The organism is Pseudomonas salmasensis, assembly GCF_014268375.2.
In the GTDB taxonomy this organism is placed as follows: domain Bacteria; phylum Pseudomonadota; class Gammaproteobacteria; order Pseudomonadales; family Pseudomonadaceae; genus Aquipseudomonas; species Aquipseudomonas salmasensis.
On sequence record NZ_CP077083.1, the window covers coordinates 4,520,773 to 4,546,352 of the forward strand.

The window sequence follows — 25,580 nt, forward strand, 5'->3', positions numbered from 1 at the left end:
AATGCGTCAATTCTGACTGACCTTGTAGGCAACGGAGGCACGGGTCGCAGTTCATTGCTGTAAGACGGCAACGCTTGCAAACGTAGTCTGTTTCCTAAGGTCCAGGCGGATGGAATAACGGCGACGTTATGAAACGTCGCCGTTATTGATCCTTACTTGCCGCTGACGCTAACGCCGTAGAAGGAATTCAAGCCAAACGGGCTGATCTTGAAGTCCTGCACGGTATTACGCATGGGTTGATACACCGTCGAGTGCGCGATAGGTGTCATCGGGACTGCATCTTTGAGGATATGTTGCGCCTGCTTATACAGCTCGGTGCGTTTGGCGACATCCGATGTGGCCTTGGCTTCTTTCACGATGCCGTCGAATTTCTTGTCGCACCACTTGGAGAAGTTGTTGCCCGACAGCGAGTCGCAGCCGAACAGCACGTTCAGCCAGTTGTCCGGGTCACCATTGTCGCCGCTCCAGCCAATGATCATGGCCTGGTTCTCGCCGCCCTTGGAGCGCTTGATGTACTCGCCCCACTCGTAGCTGACGATGTTGACCTTCAGGCCGATCTGTTTCCAGTCGTTCTGCAGCATCTCGGCCATCAACTTGGCGTTGGGGTTGTAAGGACGTTGAACCGGCATGGCCCACAGGGTGATCTCGGTGCCTTCCTTGACGCCAGCGGCCTTGAGCAGTTCCTTGGCCTTGGCAGGATCGTACTTGGCATCCTTGATGGTGGTGTCATAAGACCACTGGGTCGGCGGCATGGCGTTGACTGCCAGCTGGCCGGCACCCTGGTACACAGAGTCGATGATCTGCTGCTTGTTCACCGAGATGTCCAAGGCTTCACGTACGCGCAGGTCGGCCAGCGGGTTCGCGGCGGTCTGGCCCTTGAGTACTGGCATGACGTTGTAGGCGATGTAGCCCAGGTTGAAACCGGCCTGGTGCGGCAATTTCAGGTCCTTGTCCTCACCCAGCGCCTTGAGGTCGGCCGGACGCGGGAACAGGGTGATCTGGCATTCGTTTTTCTTGAGCTTCTGGATACGCACCGACGGGTCAGTGGTGATAGCGAAGATCAGGTTATCGATCTTCACGTCTTCAGGTTTCCAGTAGTCCTTGTTGCCGGTGTAGCGAATGTTCGAGTCTTTCTGGTAGCTCTTGAACACGAACGGGCCAGTGCCGACCGGCTTCTGGTTGATGTCGGCAGGCTTGCCTTCCTTCAACAGCTGCGCAGCATATTCGGCGGACTGGATCGAGGCGAAGCTCATGGCCAGGTTCTGGATGAACGCGGCGTCCACGGTGCCAAGGGTGAACTTGACGGTGTGGTCATCGATTTTCTCGATGTTCTTGATGTTGGTGTCCATCCCCATGTCCGTGAAGTACGGGAACTCGGTGGGGTAGGCCTTACGGAACGGATCGTCTTTATTGATCATCCGGTTGAAGGTGAACAGTACGTCGTCAGCCGAGAATTCACGAGTAGGCTTGAAGTACGGGGTGGTATGGAACTTGACGCCTTCGCGAAGGTGGAAGGTATACGTCAGGCCATCCGGAGACACGTCCCAGCTGGTGGCCAGGCCAGGAACCACGGCGGTGCCGCCACGTTCGAACTGGCTCAGGCGGTTGAACATGGTTTCGGCCGAGGCATCGAAGTCTGTTCCGGTGGTGTACTGGCCTGGATCAAAACCGGCCGGGCTCCCTTCGGAGCAGAACACCAGGTTAGTTGCCGCAAGGGCTACGGGGGCTGCGGCCATAAGGCCAGCGCTCACTAATAACGGAAGGACTGCGTGTTTAAGCATGTTGGCCTCATGATTTGTTGTCATTTTTGGTGGTGAGGGCGACCTCGTGAGTCGGCCTGCGGATACTTATGCAGGCGCCATACCCAATGCAAGATGCAGAGCGGTTGCAAAGGGAAAACTGTGGTACGAACGTACAGGAATGTCGCAATTATGAAAGTTTCGACACAAAAGTGCTTATTTGGAGGGTTTTTTCGGTGCAAATGGCGCACCAAAAAAGCCCAGCCGAGGCGTCTAGCGCACTCGGTTGGGGCGCGGCTGTTACTTATCTAGACCCACACCGTAGAACGGCGTTAGCCCAAACGGGCTGATCTTGAAGTCCTGCACTTGCTCGCGCATAGGCTGGAAAACCGTCGAGTTCGCAATAGGCGTTATAGGTATTTGTTCCTTAAGGATTTTCTGTGCCTGTTGATACCACTTGATGCGCTGCTCGCGGTCACTGCTGACCTTGGCCTGCTGCACCAGCTTGTCATAGGCCGGGTTACACCATTTGGCGTAGTTGCTGCCCTTGACCGCGGCACAACTGTAGAGCACGCCCAGCCAGTTATCGGGGTCACCGTTGTCGCCGGTCCAGCCATAAATCATTGCATCGTGCTCGCCATTTTTGGCGCGCTTGATGTATTCGCCCCACTCATAGCTGACGATGTTGGCCTTGATGCCGACCTTGGCCCAATCCTGTTGAATCATTTGTGCAGACATCCGCGCATTCGGGTTCGAGGCGCGTTGTACGGTCATGGCCCACAGGTTGATGGTGGTACCTGGTGCAACCCCTGCTTCTTTTAGTAGCAACCGTGCCTTGGTCGGGTCGTAAGGGGCGTCCTGGATTTTGGGGTCATAAGACCACTGCGCGGGAGGCAGTGCGTTCTGCGCCAATTGCCCGGCGCCCTGGTACACGGCCTTGATGATCGCGGGCTTGTCGATGGCCATGTCCAGGGCCTGGCGCACCTTGAGTTGATCCAGCGGCGGGTGAGTCACGTTATAGGCCAAAAAGCCCAGGTTGAAGCCTGCTTGTTGCAACACGCGCAGGTTGGGGTCTTGTTTCATGATCTCGATATCGGCGGGGCGCGGGTAACCGCTGACCTGGCATTCGCCCGCCTTGAGTTTCTGCAGGCGCGCGGCAGCATCGGGAGTGATGGCGAACACCAGGTTGTCGAGCTTCACATCCTCGGGTTTCCAATACTGCTTATTGGCCACATAACGGATCTGCGAGTCTTTCTGGTAGCGCTTGAACACAAACGGCCCGGTACCGACCGGTTGCTGGTTGATCTGCTCGGCCTTGCCTTCTTTTAACAGTTGGGCGGCGTATTCGGCCGATTGCACCGAGGCGAAACTCATGGCCAGGTTTTGCACGAACGAAGCATCGACCGTGTTCAGGTTGAACCGCACGCTGTGCTCGTCGAGCTTTTCGACGCTCTTGATCGTGGTGTTCAAGCCCATGTCAGTGAAGTAGGGCGACTCGGAGGGGTAGGCCTTGCGAAACGGGCTCTGGGCATCGAGCAGGCGATTGAAGGTGAACAGCACATCATCGGCGTTGAAGTCGCGCGTTGGGGTGAAAAAGTCGGTGGTGTGGAACTTGACGCCTTCGCGCAGATGGAAGGTGTACGTCAGGCCGTCCTTCGAAACATCCCAGCTCGTCGCCAGACCAGGCTCGACCTCGGTGCCGCCGCGCTTGAACTGGGTCAGGCGGTTGAACACGGTTTCGGCGGAGGCATCGAAGTCGGTGCCACTGGTGTATTGGCTGGGGTCGAAGCCGGCGGGGCTGGCCTCGGAGCAGTAGACCAGGGTCGTGGCGGCCTGGGCCATTGGCATCAAAGCCAGGAGACCGGTGGCGAGAAGGAGCTGTTTGAAGGCGATTCTGTCCATGGAGTCCCTTGAGGTGGCGGGCAAAAAACTGTCTGTACGAAAACGGAGGTAACTGAGGTTACCTCCGTTGAGGATTGCCAGATAGCCGTTGATGCTCGCTTAAGCAGCAAGCGTATTTTTTTCAGGGAGTGGCGCAACCATAAGGCTTGCTCGGGCAGGAGCCGATTGGTCGATCTTGAATGGCTCACTTACATCGTTGGTTGCGAGGATTTTGAAGCGCTTGGTCAGTGTCACCTCGATACCGGGAACCGGGTCGATACCCCGCTCTATATCCTGTATATGACCAATGCCAATGGCGTTGACCTCGGTCACCTCGCTCGTCGGGTCATAGATGATGGTATAAGAGGGAATGTCTACTTTTAGTCTGAAACCTTCTTTCAGTTCCGTGTCCTCAAGTGACATAAAACCCGCCGAAACTTCGGCCATCGCCCCCTGGTGAGCGACCTCGGAAATACGCGCCCTGAGATCGGGGTTGGGGATCAGCGTTTCGAACTGTGTGATTCTTGCCCTGCGTATATCCTCAGTAGAGGCCCCGCCTTGATTCAATTCCACGGTGTGCGGTGCACCGCCTGTTTTTACCTCCACACGGTATGTACTGCGATTGACGTCTTTGACGAATTGGTCTGAATATTGACTTGTGCCGTAATCTGCCGGGCCTGCTTTTTCTGTTTCGCCAACAGCGAAGTCATTGTCGGGAACTTCCCAGGAGACCTCCAACTTTGTCTGGTCGATACCGTTGCTATTAACGTTTCGAGTGGAAAAATCGAAGTTCTGGCGCCCGCTATTTTTCAACAGCTCATCGAATCGTTCTGCCCCGGCTAATTTCTCGCCTTCGAGACCAACGAAGTTGTCCGAAATTTTAGGCGAGATTTTTACTTCTGGATCCTTGGGGGGCGAAACCGTGCGTTGCCACGGCCACTTCACCCCACCGTCGCCCGGTGCACGGGCCCACTCTCCATCACGCCCGGGTGTAATGACCATCAGCCCCGCGCCGTTATCGGGGTTGATGACTCTGGCAAATGCATCGCCGGTGCGGTAACGCCCCGATATCTCAAATACCTTGCTCGCCCCCGTCTCATCGGTAAGGCGCACGAATTGGCGCAGTGCTCCCTGGTTGTCCGTTATGCGATAGACACCCAGTGCGTCGCGGGGCGCGTTCTTTATCAGCTGTTCACCCTCCGGGACGGCATATTGCGCCATTGGAATGAGTGAACGGGATCTGGGGAGTGGGGCGTTAATAGGGTCAATCACCACGGGGGTGCCTGTGGACGGCCCAGGTTGCGGTTCGCGAGCATTTAGCTCGGGGAGAGTCTGCGGCTTAAGGCGCGGCAGTTGTTTTTCGGCGGGCAGTGCAAAAGGGTCTTCCGGCACAGCACTGGCACCGTAGGAAAACAGTGTATTGAGTAAGCCATCGAACGCTTTGGTGGCGCCCTCATCACGTTCTGTCACGGTGTCGCCAGACGTGGTTTTTTCTGCCCCTAGCGCCACCTCGGCCAACCCGGCAACCACCGCTGCGGCGGCGACGGGCGCGGCGATGGGGGCGAGTTTGGCCAACAAGCCGGCGGCGACGGTGACGTCGTTCAGCCAGGTATCGCGAATCACCTCGCTGTTGGACTTGATGACCACATCGGCGTCACTGTTCATCCGCTCTTTGGCGGCCGTTGCCAATGTGGAAAAAACGTCGTCTTTAATGGCAGCGTGGCTGCGGTCAATCGCTGACCCCTTCAACTCACCACTGGCCATTTTCGCCAAGAGGGTGTCCAGGCCATCCTTCTTTTCGCCCACATGGGTAAACCACAGAATGGGCATCAGTACTTTTGCCGCGCGCTCACCAAAGCTCTTGGTCTGGTCCTGGCGATAGATCATCGGGAAGTGAGCTGCCAGCGCTTCGCGTTTTGCAGGGTCCTTGGCTTGCTCGACCAGCCACTGGTCCAGCTTCTCAACAGAATCAAAGCGCACAAATGCCGGCTCGGCGCCTGGGATATACAGCACTTGCCGGCCACCGTCGCCTTCGCTGAAGCGCACGATATCGCTGGACGTAACCCCGTGTAGGCTCAGGGCGTTCGCTCGAAGATTGCCGCTCGTCGGCGCCTTGGCCTTGAGTTGTTCCAATGCCAGGGGCGTATTTTCATCGAGCGCCACGTTGGACACGGCCCCCATCACCAAGCGGTAGTCGTCACGGGTGAGCTGGTGCTCGGGCGCTTGCAAGGAACGTTCAAGCGCGGACCTGCCCTCGGTGCTTTTCAACTGCTTACGGGCCTGGAAGATGAATTCACCTTTTATCGCCGTCTCGTACTCGTCGTTATGCGTGTTCCAGAAGTGGTCGATCTTCTGGGTCATTTGGGTCTGAAAGTCGGTCTTCCAGCTCTCGTGCATCACTTGGGATGGCTTGAGGGCGATTTGATTGTGTTTACCGTAGCCGCCTTTGTCGCTTTGCCCGGCAGGCTGGGTATACAACCCCGCTTCCAGGTCCAGGTTGCCGGGCACCCAGTCGTGCTCGGAGAAGTTTTTCAGCAGGGCGTCGGGCAAGCGCAGCGAAGACCAGGGCTCCTGGAAGGTGTGTTCCCAGCTGGTCGCGGTGTCCGCGCTTTCGCCGCCTTTGAAGCGGTTCAAGTACACGGTGTCGGAGTCGATAGGTTTGCCGGTGAGTGTGAGCAACAGGCCATCCGCCCACTTCTTGGCTTCTGCTCGTGTATTGGGCAGGTTGTTGGCGACGTCAACTGCCAGGCGCTTGTAAGCCAACGCCTGCGGTGCGCTGCTGTAGTAGTTGGCGGCGTTGTGTTTTTGCACTTGCAGCGCCAGTGCCGAACGGCTGCCGGCAGGGCGCAGGGGGTCATTGGCGGCGATAGGGTCGAAGGTTTCCTTATGTTCCAAGTGCCTTATTTGTGCGCGAGCCTGGGACAATGTTTTCGGCAGGGGAACGCCTTCAAAGTTGGCCACCACCTTTGCGCTGACCTGCATGGCGTCGTTACCCAGCCTCACGCGCAACTCTCCGTTATTGCCTGGGGCGATGACTTTGGCTGCGGCCAGCAACGGCCCTGAAATCTGCCCCCAGCCTGATGTATCCGACAGATGAAAGGTTTTCTTTTTGCCACTGACCTCAAAGGACAAGGTCCCTGTAGACGGGTTGATTGAAAGCAAGGTGTCCGGGGTGACGTGTTGTTCGCGCAGCCAGCCCTGTACAACGTTGTTTTCCACAAGCGTGCGATACAGCCCAAGCCATTGGCCCAGAGTGCTTTGGGGCGGCACGGTTATAAGCCCGGCATTGCCGTGCAGCACCTTGCGTTGTACGGCCTCGAGGTAGGCCTTGAGCAGTGCGGTTTCGTCGGGGTGGATGGTCTCTGCCGTGGGCGGGGACGAAGCTGGTATCGCCTGAGCTTGAGTGTTTGATGTGGGATTGACGATCACGGGTGGCAGCGATAACGAGGGTGTTGGATTGAGTGATAGGGACATAAATTCGGCTCTCATTGTATGAATAAATGCCAGCACAGCCCTCCCTGGTAGCTATGGCAGTAATGAGTCGTGAAAGCCGGGCACTTGATTCCTACTCGATGTGCTGCGGTATATGACGGCGCGCGAGCGCGCAAAAAAAAGGCGCAACTGCGAGGGGCTGCGCCTTTGTTCTGTCTAAAAAAGTTACTGTAAAACTTCAATCACGCCGTCGGCACTCATCGTGACCTGGCTGGTGCCGGCTTCCACTTCAGGCGTCGGCGCTGAATCGGCCATGGCGGCTTTCATCATCATGCCGCCATTGCGGGCGTAGGGCATCGGGTAGCCATTGGTGTTGAAGTTCAGGTTGACGATCTTGTAGCCCTTGCCGCCGAGTGCATCGGTAGCCAGTTGCGCGCGTGCCTTGAACGCGGCCACCGCGTCTTTGAGCAGCGCATCTTCGCTGGCCTTGCGGGTGGCGTCGGCGATGGCGAAGTCCATGCTGTCCATCTTCAAGGTGTTCAACAACTCGCCGGTGAGTTTGGACAGCGCCGGGAAGTCCGCGCTTTCCAGGCGCAGCTCGGCGCGTTCACGCCAGCCGGTGATCTTCTGGTTCTTGCTGTCGTAGATCGGGTAGCTGTTGCGGCTGCCCTGGCGCAAGGTCACGCCTTTGACCTCGCGGGCCTGGCCCAGGGCCTGGTTCAGGGTGGTGGTGATTTCGGCGGCGAGCTTGGCCGGGTCGGCGTTTTGCGATTCGGTGTAAAGGGTGACGATCATCTTGTCGCGGGCCACTTCCTGGCTGGCTTCGGCGCGCAGGGAGATCTGGTTGTAATGCAATGCATCGGCGGCCATGGCCGGCAAGCTGGCCAGGGCGCTGGCGCTGAGGGTAATGATGGCTGCACTGCGAATGAAACGAGACATGGAAGCTCCTTGAGATAGTCGTGCTCGGTATGACTGTAGACGCTGGCACTGGGTTCTTCGGGTTTACACATTACCTACAAGTTATGCGGGCGCCGACGAACGGTCATTTGCCCAGCCTGCGTCAAAGAGCCACACACGCCGTGCCAGCAGGCCTGCTTCGTTTATACTCGTGCCGATCCGCCTGCAGCGCTCACCGGGAGAGCTCATGCTCGCCGCCGTAAAACTGACTTCCGCCACCCGCCAGAACCTTTGGCGCCTGACGTTCATTCGCACCCTGGTATTGGCCGCACAGGCCGGTTCCGTCGGGCTTGCCTATTGGTTCGACCTGTTGCCGCTGCCCTGGCTGCAATTGGCCGTGACCCTCGGTTTTTCCACCGTATTGTGTGTGTTCACCGCCATTCGATTGCGTACCACTTGGCCTGTGACCGAGCTGGAGTACGCCCTGCAACTGGCCTGTGACCTGTTTATCCACAGCGTGTTGCTGTACTTCTCCGGCGGTTCTACCAACCCCTTCGTCTCGTATTACCTGGTGCCCCTGACCATCGCCGCCGTCACCCTGCCGTGGCGCTATTCGGTGGTGCTGTCGGGCATTGCACTGACGCTGTACACCTTGCTGTTGGCGCAGTTCTACCCCTTGCAGACATTCCCCATCGCCCGGGAAAACCTGCAGATTTATGGGATGTGGTTGAGCTTCGCCCTGTCGGCGGCAGTTATTACCTTCTTCGCCGCGCGCATGGCCGAAGAACTGCGCCGCCAGGAAGAATTGCGCGCCATTCGCCGGGAAGAGGGCCTGCGTGACCAGCAGTTGCTGGCCGTTGCCACCCAGGCAGCCGGCGCCGCCCATGAGTTGGGCACGCCGCTGGCGACCATGAGCGTGCTGCTCAAGGAAATGACCCAGGACCACCATGACCCGGCCTTGCAGGATGACTTGAGCGTACTGCAGGAGCAGGTCAAACAGTGCAAGCTGACGCTGCAGCAACTGGTGCGCGCCGCCGAAGCCAATCGCCGTCTGGCGGTCGAAATGCAGGACGTCACCCAGTGGCTCGATGAGGCGCTCAACCGTTGGCACCTGATGCGTCCCGAAGCCAGTTACCGTTTCAACCTGCTGGGCCAAGGCAACGTACCGCGCATGGCGCCACCGCCAGACCTGACCCAGGCGCTGCTCAACTTGCTGAACAATGCCGCCGATGCCTGCCCTGAAGGCCTCGGGGTGCAGTTGGACTGGGACGCGGAAAACGTCACCATCAGCATTCGTGACCACGGCGCGGGCGTGCCGTTGGCCATTGCCGAGCAGATCGGCAAACCCTTCTTTACCACCAAGGGCAAAGGCTTCGGCCTGGGCCTGTTTTTGAGCAAGGCCAGCGTGACCCGCGCGGGCGGCTCAGTGAAGCTCTATAGTCATGAGGAAGGTGGCACGCTCACCGAGCTGCGCCTGCCCCGTGTCGCACGAGGAGATATCGATGAGTGACGAGATCCAAGTCGAAGGCGAAGAACTGCCGCACCTGTTGCTGGTAGATGACGACGCGACCTTTACCCGCGTGATGGCACGCGCCATGAGCCGGCGCGGTTTTCGCGTCAGCACCGCAGGTTCTGCCGAAGAGGGCCTGACCATCGCCCAGGCCGACCTGCCGGACTACGCCGCCCTGGACCTGAAAATGGACGGCGACTCGGGCCTGGTGCTGCTGCCCAAGCTGCTGGAACTCGACCCGGAAATGCGCGTGGTGATCCTCACCGGTTACTCCAGCATCGCCACCGCCGTCGAGGCGATCAAGCGCGGCGCCTGCAATTACCTGTGCAAGCCGGCAGACGCCGACGACGTGCTCGCCGCCTTGCTGTCCGAGCATGCCGACCTCGACACCCTGGTGCCGGAAAACCCGATGTCGGTAGACCGCCTGCAGTGGGAACACATCCAGCGTGTGTTGACCGAACACGAAGGCAATATCTCTGCCACCGCCCGCGCCCTGGGCATGCACCGCCGCACCTTGCAACGCAAGTTGCAGAAGCGCCCGGTACGACGCTGAACGGCAACTGAACAACCCGCTTCAGGCTGCACGGACGCACGAACCGATCACCTATGATCGGTTCAAACGCCTGTCATTCTTTTCCTACCGAGCCTGAACGATGAATCAGAACGCTGAATACCGCGCGGTCAACGACGCGGTGCGTGGGCAATTCTTCCGCCGAACCTGGGCGATGGTCACACCTTATTGGCGCAGTGAAGAGAAGGGCAGGGCCTGGCTGTTGCTGGCCGCAGTGATTGGCCTGTCGCTGTTCAGCGTGGCGATCTCCGTGTGGATCAACCACTGGTACAAGGACTTCTACAACGCCCTGGAGAAGAAAGACACCGCAGCCTTCTGGCAACTGATCGGCTATTTCGGCGGGATCGCGGCGGTGGCGATACTCGGTGCGGTGTACCGCCTTTACCTGACCCAGATGCTGACGATCCGCTGGCGTGCCTGGCTCACCGAAAAACACTTCAGCCGTTGGCTGGCCCACAAGAATTACTACCAGCTGGAGCAGGGCGGCTACACCGATAACCCGGACCAGCGGATTTCCGAAGACCTCAACAACTTCACCTCCGGTACTTTAAGCCTGGGGCTCGGCTTGCTGCGCAACGTGGTCAGCCTGGTGTCATTCTCGATCATCCTGTGGGGCGTCTCGGGCAGCATCGAAGTGTTCGGCATCATCATCCCCGGCTACATGTTCTGGTGTGCGTTGCTCTATGCCGCCGTGGGCAGTTGGCTGACGCACCTGATCGGCCGGCGCTTGATTGGCCTGAGCAACCAGCAACAACGCTTTGAGGCGGACCTGCGTTTTTCCATGGTGCGGGTGCGTGAGAATGCCGAAAGTATCGCCCTGTACAACGGCGAGCCGAATGAAAGGCAGCGCCTGAGCACGCGCTTCGGCAAAGTCTGGCAGAACTTCTGGGACATCATGAAGGTGTCCAAGCGCCTGACCTTTTTCACCGCTGGTTACAGCCAGATCGCGATCATCTTCCCGTTTATCGTCGCCGCGCCGCGCTACTTCACCGGCAAGATCGAGCTGGGCGAGCTGATGCAAATCAACTCGGCGTTCGGCAATGTGCAAGAGAACTTCAGCTGGTTTATCAACGCCTATTCGGAGCTGGCGACCTGGCGCGCCACCAGCGACCGTCTGCTGAGTTTCCAGCAAGCCATGAGCGACAACGAGCAACGCACGCCGGCGATCGACGTGCGCCCTGAAGGCGAGCGCCTGGTGATCCAAGACCTGGGCATGGACCTGGCCGATGGCCGCCATTTGCTCACCGACGCCGACATGACCGTGGAGCCTGGCCAGCGCGTCATGCTCAGCGGGCGTTCCGGCAGCGGCAAGAGCACCTTGTTGAGGGCGATGGGGCATCTGTGGCCCGCCGGGCATGGCAGCATTCGGCTGCCGGCGACGCGCTACCTGTTCCTGCCGCAAAAGCCTTACTTGCCGATTGGTACGCTCAAGGCCGTGTTGAGTTATCCACAGGACGACAGCGTCTATGCGCCAGAACGTTATGCACAGGTGCTGGAAACCTGTCGCCTGCCCCATCTGGTCAGCCGTTTGGATGAAGCCAACCACTGGCAACGCATGCTCTCGCCCGGCGAGCAACAGCGCCTGGCCTTTGCCCGTGCGTTGTTGTTTGCACCGCGATGGCTGTACATGGATGAGGCGACCTCGGCGATGGATGAAGAAGACGAGGCAACCTTGTACCAGGCGTTGATCGATGAGTTGCCGGGATTGAGCATCGTCAGCGTCGGCCACCGCAGCAGCCTCAAGCGTTTCCATGGGCGGCATGTGCGCATCGACGGTGGGCGGTTGCAGGAGCAAAAACTCACTTGAGTGCCTGCTCGCTCAATGTGGGAGCCGGGCTTGCCCGCGATGGCGGAGTGTCTGAGGCAGGTGTGTCAACGGGCACACCGCTATCGCAGGCAAGCCAGCTCCCACAGGGGACGGTGTTGTCTGGTGGTTCAGGCACCCAATAAAAAGCCCGGCTGATCATCGATCAGCCGGGCTTTTTTATTGCTTGAAGATGACTTACTTCTTCAAGCCGTAATGCTCATCCAACATGCCTGGGGCGTTCGGCGTTTTTGGCGCGTAGTCCCGTGGTGGCTCCTGGTTTTCCCGAGGCGGGGTCAGGCGTTCCCGTGGGGGTTGCGGTGCATCGGAATGCAGCGCGGCCAGCAGGCGCTGGCGGGTAATGTCGTCGAGGGCCAGGCGGTTAGCGCCATCGGCGAGGTGATCCTGTACTTCCTGGTAGCTCTGGGTGAGCTTCTTGACCAGGGTCGCGGTGCTGTTGAAGTGGGTAACAACCTCGTTCTGATAACTGTCAAAACGTTCCTGAATGTCATCCAGCTGACGCTGCGTGCGGTTAGGCGCGGCATTCGGCAGCAGGCGGGCAACCAGGAAACCAATGGCGACACCGGCAACCAGGGCAAGAGTCGGCAACAACCAAACTAAGAGCGAGTGTTCCACGAGTCCTTCCTCTATAAACGGCTTTGCTTTACGTTAACGGCTCAAACCTGCGCTGTATACCGCGATTAAGCTCGCAATGATGCCATGCACAGACTTTTAGCTAGACGAGTCGACCCCTTGAGAGGTCACGGAGTTCATCCTTGCTCATGCGTGAAACCCCCGTTTTGATCGATGGCCCGGTGGGCCAATTGGAAGCCTTGTACCTGGATCACCCCGAACCACGTGGCCTGGCGCTGGTTTGCCACCCTAACCCGGTGCAGGGTGGGACCATGCTCAATAAAGTCGTATCGACCTTGCAACGCACCGCCCGCGACGCGGGTTTGATTACTTTGCGTTTCAATTACCGGGGCGTCGGTGCCAGTGCCGGTACTCACGATATGGCCGCCGGTGAAGTCGACGATGCTGAAGCGGCCGCCACCTGGTTGCGGGAAAAGCACCCGGACCTGCCGATCACCTTGCTGGGTTTTTCCTTCGGCGGTTACGTGGCTGCCAGTCTCGGCGGGCGTTTGGAAGCCAAGGGCGAGAAGCTCGCGCACTTGTTCATGGTGGCTGCGGCGGTGATGCGCCTGGGCGAGTCGGACGTGCTGCCCCAAGGCTGCCCGTTGACCCTGATCCAACCGGAAAGCGACGAAGTGGTCGACCCGCAAGTGGTCTACGCCTGGTCCGCCGCTCTGAAACGCCCCCATGAGTTGCTGAAAGTGGCAGAATGCGGACACTTTTTTCACGGCAAGCTGACCGATCTCAAGGATCTGGTGCTGCCACGCCTTTCGAATTGATGACAAGCGATCACCCATGACGACCCGTACCCGTATCCTCACCGGCATCACCACCACCGGCACGCCGCACCTGGGCAACTACGCCGGTGCGATTCGCCCGGCGATCCTCGCCAGCGAAGACGCGAATGCCGACTCCTTCTACTTCCTGGCCGACTACCACGCCCTGATCAAATGCGATGACCCGCAGCGCATCCAGCGCTCGCGTATGGAAATCGCCGCGACCTGGCTGGCCGGTGGCCTGGATGTGAACCGGGTGACGTTCTACCGCCAGTCGGACATCCCGGAAATCCCCGAGCTGACCTGGCTGCTCACCTGCGTTGCCGCCAAGGGCCTGCTCAACCGCGCCCATGCCTACAAGGCCTCGGTGGACAAGAACGTCGAAAACGGTGAAGACCCGGATGCGGGCATCAGCATGGGCCTGTACAGCTACCCGGTGCTGATGGCGGCGGACATCCTGATGTTCAATGCGCACAAGGTGCCGGTGGGCCGCGACCAGATCCAGCACGTGGAAATGGCTCGCGACATCGGCCAGCGTTTCAACCACCTGTTCGGCAACGGTAAAGAATTCTTCACCATGCCCGAGGCACTGATCGAAGAAAGCGTGGCCACCTTGCCGGGCCTGGATGGCCGCAAGATGTCCAAGAGCTACGACAACACCATCCCGTTGTTCACCAGCGCCAAGGACATGAAGGATGCGATCTCGCGGATCGTCACCGACTCCCGCGCCCCTGGCGAAGCCAAGGACCCGGACAATTCGCACCTGTTCACCCTGTACCAGGCGTTCGCGACCAAGGCCCAGGAAGCCGAATTCCGTGGCCAGTTGTTAGAAGGCCTGGGCTGGGGCGAGGCGAAGAACCGTCTGTTCCAACTGCTCGACGGCCAGCTCGGCGAAGCGCGCGAGCGTTACCACCAACTGATGTCGCGCCCATCGGACATGGAAGACCTGCTGCAGGTCGGCGCCAAGAAGGCCCGCGCTGTGGCGGCACCGTTCCTGGCCGAGTTGCGTGAGGCGGTGGGCCTGCGTTCGTTCGTCAACCAGGCGGCGGCGCCGGTCACCACCAAGAAAAAAGCGGCAAAGGCTGCGCGGTTTGTGAGCTTCCGCGAGGCTGACGGCAGCTTCCGCTTCCGCCTGCTGGCCGCTGATGGTGAGCAACTGCTGCTGTCGCGCAACTTTGCCGATGGCAAAGCGGCCGGCGCGGTGACCAAGCAACTGCAAAGTGGTGATGCGTTGGACGTACGCGTCGAGGCTTTGAGCTTCAGCGTATGGCTGGACGGCGCCGCAGTCGCTGACAGCGCCGAGTACGCCGACCAAGCTTCGCGTGACGCGGCCATCGAAGCCTTGCGCGCTGCGTTAGCCCCAATTGAGGATTAACCCGACCAAGGGTTGATTGCCATTATCCAGGGCCGTCGTTACAGTGTCGGCCCGTTTTTGTTGCCTTGCTAACGAAATTATGACGCCCCTAGAACGATATCAAGCTGATCTGAAACGCCCCGAGTTCTTCCACGACGCGGCCCAGGAAAACGCCGTGCGTCATTTGCAGCGCCTGTACGAGGACCTCGTGGCCGCGTCGCAAAGCAAGCCAGGGATGTTCAGCAAGCTGTTTGGCAAGAAAGACCACACGCCGGTCAAGGGCCTGTATTTCTGGGGCGGCGTGGGCCGGGGCAAGACTTACCTGGTAGACACCTTCTTTGAAGCGCTGCCGTTCAAGGAAAAGGTACGTACGCACTTCCACCGCTTCATGAAGCGCGTGCATGAAGAGATGAAGACCCTGCCGGGCGAGAAAAACCCGCTGACCATCATTGCCAAGCGTTTCTCCCAAGAGGCCCGGGTGATCTGCTTCGATGAATTCTTCGTTTCCGACATCACCGACGCCATGATCCTCGGCACGCTGATGGAAGAGCTGTTCAAGAACGGTGTGACCCTGGTGGCCACGTCGAACATCGTGCCCGATGGCCTGTACAAGGATGGCCTGCAACGTGCGCGCTTCCTGCCGGCCATTGCGCTGATCAAGCAGAACACCGATATCGTCAACGTCGACAGCGGCGTCGACTACCGCTTGCGTCACCTGGAGCAAGCCGAGCTGTTCCACTTCCCGCTCAACGAAGCCGCACACGAAAGCCTGAAGAAAAGCTTCCGTGCGCTGACACCGGAATGCACCCAGGCGGTGGAAAACGACAAGCTGATGATCGAGAACCGCGAGATCATCGCGCTGCGCACCTGCGATGACGTGGCCTGGTTCGATTTCCGCCAGCTGTGCGATGGGCCGCGTAGCCAGAACGATTACATCGAGCTGGGCAAGATCTTCCACGCCGTGATCTTGAGTGGTGTGGAGCAGATGGGCGTGACCACCGACGATATCGCGCGACGGTTTATCAATATGGTCGATGAGTTCTACGACCGTAACGTCAAGCTGATCATCTCGGCAGAAGTCGAACTCAAGGACCTCTATACCGGCGGCCGCTTGAACTTCGAATTCCAGCGCACCCTGAGCCGCCTTCTGGAAATGCAGTCCCACGAGTTCTTGTCGCGCGGGCACAAGCCTTAATCAATCTCCAGCCCAATGGAGATCCAATGTGGGAGCCGGGCTTGCCCGCGATGGCGGTGTATCAGTCAACTATAGGCTGGCTGATACACCGCCATCGCGGGCAAGCCCGGCTCCCACAATGGTTTGTGTTGGCCTGAGGTCAGGCGGCTTGCTGGAATTGCTGCCTGTACTGGTTGGGCGACAACTCCGTGTGCTGCCTGAACAACCGCGCAAAGAAACTCGCATCGTCGTAGCCCACCTCATAACTGATGGTCTTGATGCTCTTGCGGCTGCCCGAGAGCAGGCCTTTGGCGGTCTCGATACGCAGGCGTTGCAGGTAATGCAGCGGCTTGTCACCGGTCGCGGTCTGGAAGCGGCGCATGAAGTTGCGGATGCTCATGCCGTGTTCGCGGGCGACGTCTTCAAAGCGGAACTTGTCGGCAAAGTGCTCTTCAAGCCAATGCTGGATTTGCAGGATGATCACGTCCTGATGCAGCTTCTGCCCGCCAAACCCGATACGCCCCGGTGAATAGTTGCGCTGCACCTCATAGAGAATGTCGCGGGCCACGGCCTGGGCGATGTTGGCGCCGCAGAAGCGTTCGATCAGGTAGATATAAAGGTCGCAGGCCGAGGTGGTGCCGCCGGCGCAGTACAGGTTGTCGGCGTCTGTGAGGTGCTTGTCCTGATTGAGCTGCACCTTGGGGAAGCGCTCGCTGAAGGCATTGAAGAAGCGCCAGTAGGTGGTCGCCTCCTTGCCATCGAGCAGCCCGGCTTCGGCCAGCCAGAACACCCCGGTGGCCTCGCCGCAGAGTACGGCGCCGCGGGCGTGTTGTTCGCGCAGCCACGGCAGCACTTGCGGGTAGCGGGTACACAGGGCATCGAAATCGTCCCAGAAGGCCGGCAGCACAATGATGTCGGCGTCTTCAAGGCCGCCGTCCACCGGCATGATCACATCGCTGAAGCTGCGCACGGACTGGCCGTCGGGGCTGACCAGGCGCGTTTCGAACCCTGGCGTCAGGCCCAGGCCTTGCTGTTTGCCATGGCGCAGGCTGGCGAGATGGAAGAAATCCTTGGCTTGCATGAGGGTGGAAGCGAATACCCGATCAATGGCCAAAATGCTGACGCGCCGCAACGGCGTGGAGATTTGGTTAGACATAATTTCATTTATTCTTATAGGGGAAAGTGGTCACCAGACGGCTGGATCGTCTTATTTTTTGTCGCATGTGTCCAGTGTCCCGTGACGCCTTCGGGGCATAGGCTCTGTGGTCTCGTCCTTGTCCGACAATCCACCCAGGTGACCCATGATCCCCAGAACCTTGTTCAGCTCGGAGCACGAACTCTTCCGTGAGAGCGTGCGCACCTTCCTCGAAAAGCACGCCGTGCCCTTCCATGGGCAATGGGAAAAGCAGGGCTATATCGACCGTAACCTGTGGAACCAGGCGGGGGAGGCGGGCATGTTGTGTTCCCACCTGCCAGAGGAATATGGCGGGCTGGGCGCGGATTTTCTCTACAGCGCGGTGGTGATCGAAGAAGTCAGCCGCCTGGGTTTGACCGGCATCGGCTTTTCCCTGCACTCGGATATCGTCGCGCCTTACATCCTGCATTACGGCAGTGAAGCACTGAAGCACAAGTACCTGCCCAAGTTGATCTCCGGAGAGATGGTCACGGCCATTGCCATGACCGAGCCGGGCGCTGGTTCCGACCTGCAGGGCGTCAAGACCACAGCGGTTTTGGAGGGTGATGAGTACGTGATCAACGGCTCCAAGACCTTTATCACCAACGGCTACCTGGCCGATCTGGTGATTGTCGTCGCCAAGACCGACCCCAAGGCTGGCGCCAAGGGCACCAGTCTGTTCCTGGTGGAAGCCGACACGCCGGGCTTCGACAAGGGCAAGCGCCTGGAGAAAGTCGGCATGAAGGCGCAGGACACCTCGGAGCTGTTCTTCCAGGATGTGCGCGTGCCCAAGGAAAATCTGCTGGGCCAGGCGGGCATGGGCTTTGCCTACCTGATGCAGGAACTGCCACAAGAACGCCTGACCGTGGCGATTGGCGCGCTGTCTTCAGCCGAAGCGGCGTTGCGATGGACCCTCGAGTACACGCGAGAGCGCAAGGCGTTCGGCAAGGCGATTGCCGATTTCCAGAACACCCGGTTCAAGCTGGCGGAGATGGCTACCGAGATTCAGATTGGCCGTGTGTTTGTCGACCAGTGCATGGCTTTGCACCTGGAAGGCAAGCTGGACGTGCCTACCGCAGCGATGGCCAAGTACTGGGCCACAGACCTGCAATGCAAGGTGCTCGATGAGTGCGTGCAGTTGCATGGCGGCTACGGCTTCATGTGGGAATACCCGATTGCCCGGGCCTGGGCGGATGCGCGGGTGCAGCGCATTTATGCGGGAACCAATGAGATCATGAAGGAGATCATTGCGCGGGCGCTTTGATGTTTTGGTGTGCTTGATGGCCTCATCGCAGGCAAGCCAGCTCCCACATTTGAATGTATTTACAAATCAAAGTGTGGGAGCTGGCTTGCCTGCGATAGCGGTCTAGGGATCAATCAAGGTGCCGGATTCGGATGATCCTTCTGAATCGCCTCAATCCCTTCCAACACCTCTTTGGACAATTTCAGATCGGCACTGGCGATGTTGCTGTCCAGTTGTTCCAGTGAAGTGGCCCCAATAATATTGCTGGTCACAAACGGCTGCTGCGTCACAAACGCCAGCGCCATCTGCGCCGGGTCCAGGCCATGTTCCCGCGCAAGAGCCACATACCGGCTGCAAGCCGCTTCCGACTGCGGGTTGAAGTAACGGCTGAAGCGGCTGTATTCAGTCAGGCGCGCCTTGGCCGGGCGAGCGCCATTTTCGTACTTGCCACTGAGCATGCCGAACGCCAGGGGCGAATAGGCCAACAAGCCGCACTGTTCACGAATGGCAACCTCCGCCAGGCCCACTTCAAAGCTGCGGTTGAGCAGGTTGTAGGGGTTCTGGATCGACACTGCACGCGGCCAGCCGCGGGCTTCGGCCAGGGCCAGGAACTTCATGGTGCCCCACGGCGTTTCGTTGGACAGGCCAATGTGGCGGATCTTGCCGGCCTTCACCTGTTCATCCAGGGCTTCGAGCGTTTCCTCCAGTGGGGTGAGGTCGTCTTCGTCCTTGTGCTTGTAGCTCAACTGGCCGAAGAAGTTGGTGCTGCGCTCCGGCCAATGCAGTTGGTAGAGGTCGATCCAGTCGGTCTGCAGGCGCTGGAGGCTGGCGTCGAGGGCTGCGCCGATGTGCTTGCGGTTGTGGCGCAGGTGGCCATCACGGATGTAGTCGATGGTGTTGCCGGGGCCGGCGATCTTGCTGGCAAGCACCCAGTCGGCGCGGTCGCCACGGCTTTTGAAGTAGTTGCCGATGTAGCGTTCGGTGGTGGCGTAGGTGTCGGCCTTGGGCGGCACCGGGTACATTTCTGCGGTGTCGAGGAAGTTGATCCCTGCGGCCTTGGCCCGTTCGATCTGCGCGAAGGCCTCTGCCTCGCTGTTCTGCTCGCCCCAGGTCATGGTGCCCAACGCGATCGCGCTGACATTCAGATCGGTGCGGCCCAGCTGTCGGTAATCCATCGGGTACTCCTTCGGGGAAAACAATCATAAAAGCAGGTTGAATTTTTTTTCGCAATCTGCATAATTGCCCACCTCTTTCTGCAGTGGAAGTGATGCGCCGCCTGCCGAAGAATCTTGCCGTTGAACGGACGCGCCGACCCGAGCCCCCGATAGCGTCTGTATCCGGCTGCCTTTGACCTTGTCAAAGTACGCACTATTCAGTAAGATCCGCCGTCTAAATTTACAGGCGGCCCCTGAGGCTATTAAAGAATGACAACTTTTACTGCAAAACCGGAAACAGTTCAGCGCGACTGGTTTGTCGTCGACGCCGCTGGTCAGACCCTGGGTCGTCTGGCCACTGAAGTCGCCAGCCGTCTGCGTGGCAAGCACAAGCCTGAATACACCCCGCACGTTGATACCGGCGACTACATCGTCATCATCAACGCTGAGCAGGTTCGTGTAACCGGCAACAAAGCAAGCGACAAAATGTACTACCGTCACTCCGGTTTCCCAGGCGGTATCAAGTCTTCCAACTTCGAAGGCCTGATTGCCAAGAAGCCTGAAGCCCCGATCGAAATCGCGGTCAAAGGCATGCTGCCTAAGGGCCCACTGGGTCGCGATATGTTTCGCAAGCTGAAAGTCTATGCGGGCGCTGTACACCCTCATGCTGCTCAGCAGCCCCAAGAACTGAAGTTTTAACGGAATAGTTCATTATGTCGGCGACTCAAAATTACGGCACTGGCCGTCGCAAAACCGCAACCGCACGCGTTTTCCTGCGTCCGGGCACTGGTAACATCTCGATCAACAACCGCTCCCTGGACAACTTCTTCGGTCGCGAAACTGCCCGCATGGTAGTTCGTCAGCCGCTGGAATTGACCGAGACCGTTGAAAAGTTCGACATCTACGTCACCGTTATCGGTGGCGGTGTAAGTGGTCAAGCTGGCGCAATCCGCCACGGTATCACTCGCGCTCTGATGCAGTACGACGAAACCCTGCGTGGCGCTCTGCGCAAAGCTGGCTTCGTGACTCGCGATGCTCGTGAAGTTGAACGTAAGAAAGTCGGTCTGCGTAAAGCGCGTAAGCGTCCGCAGTACTCGAAGCGTTAATTCGCTTTACGTTCCACAAAAACGCCCAGCCTCCTCACGGAGCTGGGCGTTTTTTATTGCCTGTGATTTATGCACATTTTTCGCCGTGACAACTTGCCACATCCGTAGACCCCCTATACTACAAGGCCTGGAGGCGGAGCCCCGGGCAATTCCCTTGTCATACGTGGGGCTTTTCATTACCATCCGTCAAAATTTTTATAAGTAAAGATTCAACACTTAGTAGACGCCTGATTTAACAGGCCAAAAAGCTGATGGGAGAGGACTGAATGAGCAATGACGGCGTGAATGCAGGCCGGCGTCGCTTCTTGGTAGCAGCCACATCCGTGGTGGGTGCTGCAGGAGCGGTGGGGGCTGCGGTCCCGTTCGTGGGGTCATGGTTTCCCAGTGCCAAGGCGAAAGCCGCAGGTGCACCGGTGAAGGTGAATGTCAGCAAGATCGAGCCAGGCCAGCAGATGATTGCTGAATGGCGCGGCCAGCCGGTTTTCATTGTTCGTCGTACCGAGGAAATCCTGGGGAATCTGAAGAAGATCGAAGGCCAGTTATCTGACCCGACATCCGAAAAGTCCGACCAGCCCGCCTACGCCAAAAACGAAGCGCGTTCGATCAAACCAGAGATTCTGCTGCTGGTTGGTCTGTGTACCCACCTGGGTTGCTCACCTACCTTCCGCCCGGAAGTGGCGCCTGTCGACTTGGGCAAAGACTGGGTTGGCGGTTATTTCTGCCCGTGCCACGGTTCCCACTATGACCTCGCTGGCCGCGTCTACAAGTCCCAGCCCGCGCCCCTGAACCTGCCGGTTCCTCCTCACAATTACGAATCTGACGACATCATTGTCATTGGCCTCGACAAGGAGAACGCGTGATGAGCAAGTTCATGGATTGGGTGGATGCGCGCTTCCCCGCCACTAAAATGTGGGAAGACCATCTCAGCAAATATTACGCGCCGAAAAACTTCAACTTCTTCTACTTCTTCGGCTCCCTGGCCCTGTTGGTGCTGGTCAACCAGATCGTCACCGGGGTGTGGTTGACGATGAGCTACACGCCGTCGGCGGAAGAGGCCTTTGCCTCTGTCGAATACATCATGCGTGACGTCGAGTACGGCTCGATCCTGCGCCTGCTGCACTCCACCGGCGCGTCGGCGTTCTTTATCGTCGTCTACCTGCACATGTTCCGCGGCCTGCTCTACGGCTCGTACCAGAAGCCTCGTGAGCTGGTGTGGGTCTTCGGCATGTTGATCTACCTGGCGCTGATGGCCGAAGCCTTCATGGGCTACCTGCTGCCTTGGGGCCAGATGTCGTACTGGGGCGCCCAGGTGATCATCTCGCTGTTCGGCGCAATCCCGGTGATCGGCAACGACCTGACCCAGTGGATTCGTGGTGACTACCTGATCTCCGGCATCACTCTGAACCGCTTCTTCGCCTTGCACGTGGTGGCCTTGCCGATCGTGATCCTGGGCCTGGTGGTACTGCACATCCTGGCGCTGCACGAAGTGGGTTCCAACAACCCGGATGGCGTGGACATCAAGAAGCACAAGGACGAGAACGGCATCCCGCTGGATGGCATTCCGTTCCACCCGTACTACACCGTGAAAGACATTGTCGGCGTAGTGGTGTTCCTGTTTGTGTTCTGCTCGATCGTGTTCTTTTTCCCGGAGATGGGTGGTTATTTCCTGGAGAAGCCTAACTTCGAACAAGCTAACGCCTTCAAGACACCTGAGCACATTGCCCCGGTCTGGTACTTCACGCCGTTCTACGCGATCTTGCGCGCAATCCCCGACAAACTCATGGGCGTGATCGCCATGGGCGCGGCCATCGCGGTGCTGTTCGTGCTGCCGTGGCTCGACCGCAGCCCGGTCAAGTCGATGCGCTACAAAGGCTGGCTGAGCAAGATCTGGCTGTGGGTGTTCTGCATTTCGTTCGTGATCCTGGGTGTGTTGGGCGTATTGGCGCCTACCCCTGAGCGGACGTTGCTGTCGCAGGTCTGCACCTTCCTGTACTTCGCCTACTTTATTCTGATGCCGTTCTATACCCGGCTCGAGAAGACCAAACCGGTTCCGGAAAGGGTGACTGGCTGATGAAAAAATTACTCGTTGCATTCGTGCTTGCGGCGCTGCCGCTACTGTCCTTCGCTGCCGAGCATGGCACGGAGTTGGAAAAAGTCGATATCGATGTGTCTGACAAAGCCGCCATGCAGGATGGGCTGCGTACATTCACCAACTACTGCATGGGGTGCCACAGCGCCAAGTTCCAACGCTACGAGCGCGTTGCCGATGACCTGGGCATTCCCCATGAAGTGATGCTCAGCCACGCGGTGTTCACGGGCGCCAAGATCGGCGACCACATGAACATCGGCATGCAACCGGCCGACGCCAAAACCTGGTTTGGCGCTGCACCGCCCGACCTGACCCTGGTGGCTCGTGTACGCGGTACCGACTGGCTCTACGGTTACCTCAAATCCTTCTACGAAGACCCTGCGCGCCCCTATGGCGTGAACAACAAAGTCTTCCCGAACGTCGGCATGCCGAACGTTCTGGTCGGCCTGCAGGGGCGCCAGGTGGTAGGATGCAAGCAGGTTCAGGTCGTTGAAGACGGCAAGAAGCAATATGATCCGCTGACCGGCACGCCGCTGACTCATGAAGCGTGCGATCAACTGACCATCGTGCCCAAGACCGGTACGCTGAACGAAGAGCAGTTCGACGAGAAGGTCAAGAACCTGGTGACCTTCCTGGCCTACTCGGCCAACCCGGTCAAACTGCAGCATCAGCGCATCGGTACCTACGTCTTGCTGTACCTGGCTTTCTTCTTCGTATTCGCTTATTTGCTCAAGCGTGAATACTGGAAGGATGTGCATTGATCCAACCGTAAGCAATTGCTGTTAATCTTGCGCGCCCAGCGGCATCTCTGAACACGTAGCGCCGGTTTGAACCGGTCGTTACAGGGATGCTTTCTGGGCGCGCTCGTTTTTGAGCTTTCGATAATTTCAACAAGCGAGGAGGACCGCCATGGGCGTGACCAACCGGTTGGCCTGTTACTCCGACCCCGCCGACCACTATTCCCACCGAGTACGCATCGTGCTCGCAGAGAAGGGTGTCAGCGCCGAGATCATCAGTGTGGAGGCGGGCCGTCAGCCGCCGAAGCTGATCGAAGTGAACCCTTACGGCAGCTTGCCCACCCTGGTCGACCGTGACCTGGCGTTGTGGGAGTCGACCGTGGTGATGGAATACCTGGATGAGCGTTACCCTCATCCGCCTTTGCTGCCGGTGTACCCGGTGGCGCGTGCCAACAGCCGCCTGCTGATCCATCGGATCCAGCGTGACTGGTGCGGGTTGGTGGATGTGATCCTGGATTCGCGTTCCAAAGAAGCCGCTCGTGTACAGGCGCGCAAGGAATTGCGCGAGAGCCTGACCGGCGTTTCGCCGTTGTTCGCCGATAAACCTTTTTTCCTCAGTGAGGAACAAAGCTTGGTGGATTGCTGCCTATTACCCATACTCTGGCGCTTGCCGATTCTGGGCATTGAACTGCCACGGCCGGCCAAGCCGTTGCTTGATTACATGGAGCGCCAGTTTGCGCGTGAGGCTTTCCAGGCAAGTCTGTCTGGCGCCGAACGCGATATGCGCTAAGGCTTAAGGAGCCGTTGATGAACTCCAGTCGACCTTACCTGGTCCGCGCGCTCTATGAGTGGATTGTGGACAACGATTGCACCCCGCACATGCTGGTCAATTCCGAATTTCCTGCGGTTCAGGTACCCCAGGGTTTTGCCAGTGACGGGCAAATTGTGCTGAACGTATCGCCCAGTGCCGTGCGCCACCTGCACATGGACAACGAAGCGGTGAGCTTCGAAGGGCGTTTCGGCGGTGTGCCCCATACGCTGTTTGTGCCCATCGGTGCCATTCTCGGGATCTACGCCCGGGAAAATGGCCAGGGCATGGTGTTCGATCTGGAGTCGCCTTTAGAGGATGACGAAACGATCGAAGGCGAAGACGGTGATGATGTACCGCCACCGGATGCCGAGCCGCCGCGCCCTAGCGGTCGGCCAAGCTTGAAAGTGGTGAAGTAAGCGGATTTCGCTTACAGACCCATCTAGAAAATGCCTCGACAGCTGTCGGGGCATTTTTTTTGCGTGAAGGATATGGATGAAAGTCGTGCCAGAACGGTGATCGTACAACCACCATGGGCTATGATGCGGTCTTTAGTTCGTCGAGAAAGATGGTTCATCATGGAAAACGCCAGCGCCGCCCCACGTCTTCCCCGCAAGCGCCGCAGCCTTGCCCAGGAATTGGTCACGGTGTTGTCCGAGCAGATCCGCGATGGCCAGCTCAAACGCGGCGACAAGTTGCCCACCGAGTCGGCGATCATGGACGCCCATGGCGTCAGCCGTACGGTGGTGCGTGAAGCCATCTCGCGGTTGCAGGCGGCAGGGCAGGTGGAGACTCGTCACGGCATCGGCACCTTCGTGCTGGACACGCCAAGCCCCAGCGGTTTTCGTATAGACCCGGCCACCGTGGTGACCTTGCGTGATGTGCTGGCGATTCTGGAGCTGCGTATCAGCCTGGAAGTGGAGTCTGCGGGCCTTGCGGCCTTGCGTCGCAGCGATGAGCAGTTGGCGGCCATGCGTGCGGCCCTCGATGCCTTGAATGAAAGTGCGGCCCACGCTGGCGATGCGGTGGCGTCGGATTTTGCCTTTCATCTGGAAATTGCCCTGTCTACCGGTAACCGCTACTTCACCGACATCATGACCCACCTGGGCACCAGCATCATTCCGCGTACTCGCCTGAATTCGGCCCGTTTGGCCCATGATGATCAACAGCATTACATGAGCCGCTTGAGCCGCGAACACGAAGAGATCTATGAGGCGATTGCCCGCCAGGATTCGGATGCGGCACGTGCGGCCATGCGCCTGCATTTGACCAACAGCCGTGAGCGGCTGCGCCATGCTCATGAAGAGGCAGAGGCGCAGCGCGGCTGAGGTTTGCCCAATGTGGGGGCTGGCTTGCCTGCGATGGCGGCCCGCCAGCCGACACTTCTCTAGCTGACACCCTGCGATCCAACTGTGGAAGCGGGCTTGCTCGCGAAGGCGGCCGGGCAGGCGACACAGTTGGATTGTGTACATATCCATTGCTGCGGTAACGGCCACTT

General features: G+C 58.8%; 22 protein-coding genes. 15 read left to right on the forward strand and 7 right to left on the reverse strand.

All coding sequences use genetic code 11. The annotated features are described in order from the left end of the window. Positions 1-152 precede the first annotated feature (152 nt). The 4 genes from HU731_RS20245 to HU731_RS20260 form a co-directional block, all read right to left on the reverse strand. On the reverse strand, positions 153-1,781 hold the full coding sequence (locus tag HU731_RS20245) for an ABC transporter substrate-binding protein (protein WP_186608180.1): 1,629 nt from the start codon (positions 1,779-1,781) through the stop codon (positions 153-155). Positions 1,782-2,039: 258 nt separating this feature from the next. Continuing rightward, positions 2,040-3,641, reverse strand: coding sequence for an ABC transporter substrate-binding protein (locus HU731_RS20250; protein ID WP_186608179.1), 1,602 nt, complete (start codon positions 3,639-3,641; stop codon positions 2,040-2,042). A 99-nt stretch (positions 3,642-3,740) separates the two neighbouring features. Then, entirely contained in the window at positions 3,741-7,094 is a 3,354-nt protein-coding gene (locus tag HU731_RS20255; protein ID WP_186608178.1) for a dermonecrotic toxin domain-containing protein, read from the reverse strand. Positions 7,095-7,277: 183 nt separating this feature from the next. Further along, positions 7,278-7,991, reverse strand: a complete 714-nt coding sequence (locus tag HU731_RS20260) for an SIMPL domain-containing protein (RefSeq protein WP_032893587.1) — start codon at positions 7,989-7,991, stop codon at positions 7,278-7,280. Positions 7,992-8,196: 205 nt separating this feature from the next. On the opposite strand from HU731_RS20260, the gene HU731_RS20265 reads away from it, so the two are divergent. The 3 genes from HU731_RS20265 (at position 8,197) to HU731_RS20275 (ending at position 11,837) form a co-directional block, all read left to right on the forward strand. Further along, positions 8,197-9,459 (forward strand): ATP-binding protein, encoded by a 1,263-nt coding sequence (locus tag HU731_RS20265; protein WP_186608177.1) that lies wholly within the window; start codon positions 8,197-8,199, stop codon positions 9,457-9,459. Continuing rightward, complete coding sequence (locus HU731_RS20270; protein WP_003171731.1) at positions 9,452-10,012, forward strand: response regulator transcription factor; 561 nt, start codon at positions 9,452-9,454, stop codon at positions 10,010-10,012. Before HU731_RS20265 ends, HU731_RS20270 begins: the two co-directional genes overlap by 8 nt. Positions 10,013-10,112: 100 nt before the next feature. Further along, a complete protein-coding gene (locus HU731_RS20275) occupies positions 10,113-11,837 on the forward strand; it encodes an ABC transporter ATP-binding protein/permease (RefSeq protein WP_186608176.1) in 1,725 nt (574 codons plus the stop codon). A gap of 195 nt (positions 11,838-12,032) precedes the next feature. On the opposite strand, the gene HU731_RS20280 is transcribed toward HU731_RS20275, so the two are convergent. Further along, entirely contained in the window at positions 12,033-12,470 is a 438-nt protein-coding gene (locus tag HU731_RS20280) for a Z-ring associated ZapG family protein (RefSeq protein ID WP_032893585.1), read from the reverse strand. A gap of 146 nt (positions 12,471-12,616) precedes the next feature. On the opposite strand from HU731_RS20280, the gene HU731_RS20285 reads away from it, so the two are divergent. The 3 genes from HU731_RS20285 to zapE all read left to right on the forward strand — a co-directional run bounded on the left by HU731_RS20285 (position 12,617) and on the right by zapE (position 15,792). Beyond that, a complete protein-coding gene (locus tag HU731_RS20285) occupies positions 12,617-13,246 on the forward strand; it encodes an alpha/beta hydrolase (RefSeq protein WP_046070895.1) in 630 nt (209 codons plus the stop codon). A 16-nt stretch (positions 13,247-13,262) separates the two neighbouring features. After that, entirely contained in the window at positions 13,263-14,618 is a 1,356-nt protein-coding gene (locus HU731_RS20290; protein ID WP_186608175.1) for a tryptophan--tRNA ligase, read from the forward strand. A 79-nt stretch (positions 14,619-14,697) separates the two neighbouring features. Next, positions 14,698-15,792 carry a cell division protein ZapE gene (gene zapE / locus HU731_RS20295; RefSeq protein WP_032893582.1) on the forward strand — a complete coding sequence of 365 codons (1,095 nt, stop codon included), beginning with the start codon at positions 14,698-14,700 and terminating at the stop codon, positions 15,790-15,792. Between the two features lie 139 nt (positions 15,793-15,931). Here the strand turns inward: zapE and HU731_RS20300 are convergent, their stop codons facing one another. Continuing rightward, a complete protein-coding gene (locus HU731_RS20300) occupies positions 15,932-16,852 on the reverse strand; it encodes a GlxA family transcriptional regulator (RefSeq protein WP_186607426.1) in 921 nt (306 codons plus the stop codon). Positions 16,853-17,072: 220 nt separating this feature from the next. Here HU731_RS20300 and HU731_RS20305 point away from each other — a divergent pair, with 220 nt between their 5' ends. Beyond that, positions 17,073-18,209: an acyl-CoA dehydrogenase family protein gene (locus tag HU731_RS20305; RefSeq protein WP_186607330.1), complete on the forward strand. Its 1,137-nt coding sequence runs from the start codon at positions 17,073-17,075 to the stop codon at positions 18,207-18,209. A 113-nt stretch (positions 18,210-18,322) separates the two neighbouring features. Here the strand turns inward: HU731_RS20305 and HU731_RS20310 are convergent, their stop codons facing one another. Next, complete coding sequence (locus HU731_RS20310) at positions 18,323-19,363, reverse strand: NADP(H)-dependent aldo-keto reductase (protein ID WP_186607331.1); 1,041 nt, start codon at positions 19,361-19,363, stop codon at positions 18,323-18,325. Positions 19,364-19,612: 249 nt separating this feature from the next. Here HU731_RS20310 and rplM point away from each other — a divergent pair, with 249 nt between their 5' ends. The 8 genes from rplM to HU731_RS20350 all read left to right on the forward strand — a co-directional run bounded on the left by rplM (position 19,613) and on the right by HU731_RS20350 (position 25,410). Continuing rightward, positions 19,613-20,041: a 50S ribosomal protein L13 gene (gene rplM / locus HU731_RS20315; protein WP_003188508.1), complete on the forward strand. Its 429-nt coding sequence runs from the start codon at positions 19,613-19,615 to the stop codon at positions 20,039-20,041. A gap of 14 nt (positions 20,042-20,055) precedes the next feature. Further along, a complete protein-coding gene (gene rpsI, locus HU731_RS20320; RefSeq protein ID WP_002555064.1) occupies positions 20,056-20,448 on the forward strand; it encodes a 30S ribosomal protein S9 in 393 nt (130 codons plus the stop codon). Positions 20,449-20,714: 266 nt separating this feature from the next. Further along, positions 20,715-21,308 (forward strand): ubiquinol-cytochrome c reductase iron-sulfur subunit, encoded by a 594-nt coding sequence (gene petA / locus HU731_RS20325; protein ID WP_003188524.1) that lies wholly within the window; start codon positions 20,715-20,717, stop codon positions 21,306-21,308. Beyond that, positions 21,308-22,519, forward strand: a complete 1,212-nt coding sequence (locus HU731_RS20330) for a cytochrome b (RefSeq protein ID WP_003188526.1) — start codon at positions 21,308-21,310, stop codon at positions 22,517-22,519. Before petA ends, HU731_RS20330 begins: the two co-directional genes overlap by 1 nt. Then, the gene (locus HU731_RS20335; protein WP_186607332.1) at positions 22,519-23,298 is read left to right on the forward strand and encodes a cytochrome c1; all 780 of its coding nucleotides are present in this window, start codon (positions 22,519-22,521) and stop codon (positions 23,296-23,298) included. The genes HU731_RS20330 and HU731_RS20335 overlap by 1 nt, the downstream gene beginning before the upstream one ends. Positions 23,299-23,446: 148 nt before the next feature. After that, positions 23,447-24,064 (forward strand): glutathione S-transferase N-terminal domain-containing protein, encoded by a 618-nt coding sequence (locus tag HU731_RS20340; RefSeq protein WP_003188529.1) that lies wholly within the window; start codon positions 23,447-23,449, stop codon positions 24,062-24,064. Between the two features lie 17 nt (positions 24,065-24,081). Beyond that, positions 24,082-24,501, forward strand: coding sequence for a ClpXP protease specificity-enhancing factor (locus HU731_RS20345; RefSeq protein WP_003188531.1), 420 nt, complete (start codon positions 24,082-24,084; stop codon positions 24,499-24,501). Positions 24,502-24,660: 159 nt separating this feature from the next. Beyond that, positions 24,661-25,410 carry a FadR/GntR family transcriptional regulator gene (locus tag HU731_RS20350; protein ID WP_003188534.1) on the forward strand — a complete coding sequence of 250 codons (750 nt, stop codon included), beginning with the start codon at positions 24,661-24,663 and terminating at the stop codon, positions 25,408-25,410. The last annotated feature ends 170 nt before the right edge of the window (positions 25,411-25,580 follow it).

Coding starts and splice junctions, on each gene's coding strand:
- HU731_RS20245 (WP_186608180.1), bottom strand. CDS start 1,781: ATGCTTAAACACGCAGTCCTTCCGTTATTAGTGAGCGCTGGCCTTATG.
- HU731_RS20250 (WP_186608179.1), bottom strand. CDS start 3,641: ATGGACAGAATCGCCTTCAAACAGCTCCTTCTCGCCACCGGTCTCCTG.
- HU731_RS20255 (WP_186608178.1), bottom strand. CDS start 7,094: ATGTCCCTATCACTCAATCCAACACCCTCGTTATCGCTGCCACCCGTG.
- HU731_RS20260 (WP_032893587.1), bottom strand. CDS start 7,991: ATGTCTCGTTTCATTCGCAGTGCAGCCATCATTACCCTCAGCGCCAGC.
- HU731_RS20265 (WP_186608177.1), top strand. CDS start 8,197: ATGCTCGCCGCCGTAAAACTGACTTCCGCCACCCGCCAGAACCTTTGG.
- HU731_RS20270 (WP_003171731.1), top strand. CDS start 9,452: ATGAGTGACGAGATCCAAGTCGAAGGCGAAGAACTGCCGCACCTGTTG.
- HU731_RS20275 (WP_186608176.1), top strand. CDS start 10,113: ATGAATCAGAACGCTGAATACCGCGCGGTCAACGACGCGGTGCGTGGG.
- HU731_RS20285 (WP_046070895.1), top strand. CDS start 12,617: ATGCGTGAAACCCCCGTTTTGATCGATGGCCCGGTGGGCCAATTGGAA.
- HU731_RS20290 (WP_186608175.1), top strand. CDS start 13,263: ATGACGACCCGTACCCGTATCCTCACCGGCATCACCACCACCGGCACG.
- zapE (WP_032893582.1), top strand. CDS start 14,698: ATGACGCCCCTAGAACGATATCAAGCTGATCTGAAACGCCCCGAGTTC.
- HU731_RS20300 (WP_186607426.1), bottom strand. CDS start 16,852: ATGCAAGCCAAGGATTTCTTCCATCTCGCCAGCCTGCGCCATGGCAAA.
- HU731_RS20305 (WP_186607330.1), top strand. CDS start 17,073: ATGATCCCCAGAACCTTGTTCAGCTCGGAGCACGAACTCTTCCGTGAG.
- HU731_RS20310 (WP_186607331.1), bottom strand. CDS start 19,363: ATGGATTACCGACAGCTGGGCCGCACCGATCTGAATGTCAGCGCGATC.
- rplM (WP_003188508.1), top strand. CDS start 19,613: ATGACAACTTTTACTGCAAAACCGGAAACAGTTCAGCGCGACTGGTTT.
- rpsI (WP_002555064.1), top strand. CDS start 20,056: ATGTCGGCGACTCAAAATTACGGCACTGGCCGTCGCAAAACCGCAACC.
- petA (WP_003188524.1), top strand. CDS start 20,715: ATGAGCAATGACGGCGTGAATGCAGGCCGGCGTCGCTTCTTGGTAGCA.
- HU731_RS20330 (WP_003188526.1), top strand. CDS start 21,308: ATGAGCAAGTTCATGGATTGGGTGGATGCGCGCTTCCCCGCCACTAAA.
- HU731_RS20335 (WP_186607332.1), top strand. CDS start 22,519: ATGAAAAAATTACTCGTTGCATTCGTGCTTGCGGCGCTGCCGCTACTG.
- HU731_RS20340 (WP_003188529.1), top strand. CDS start 23,447: ATGGGCGTGACCAACCGGTTGGCCTGTTACTCCGACCCCGCCGACCAC.
- HU731_RS20345 (WP_003188531.1), top strand. CDS start 24,082: ATGAACTCCAGTCGACCTTACCTGGTCCGCGCGCTCTATGAGTGGATT.
- HU731_RS20350 (WP_003188534.1), top strand. CDS start 24,661: ATGGAAAACGCCAGCGCCGCCCCACGTCTTCCCCGCAAGCGCCGCAGC.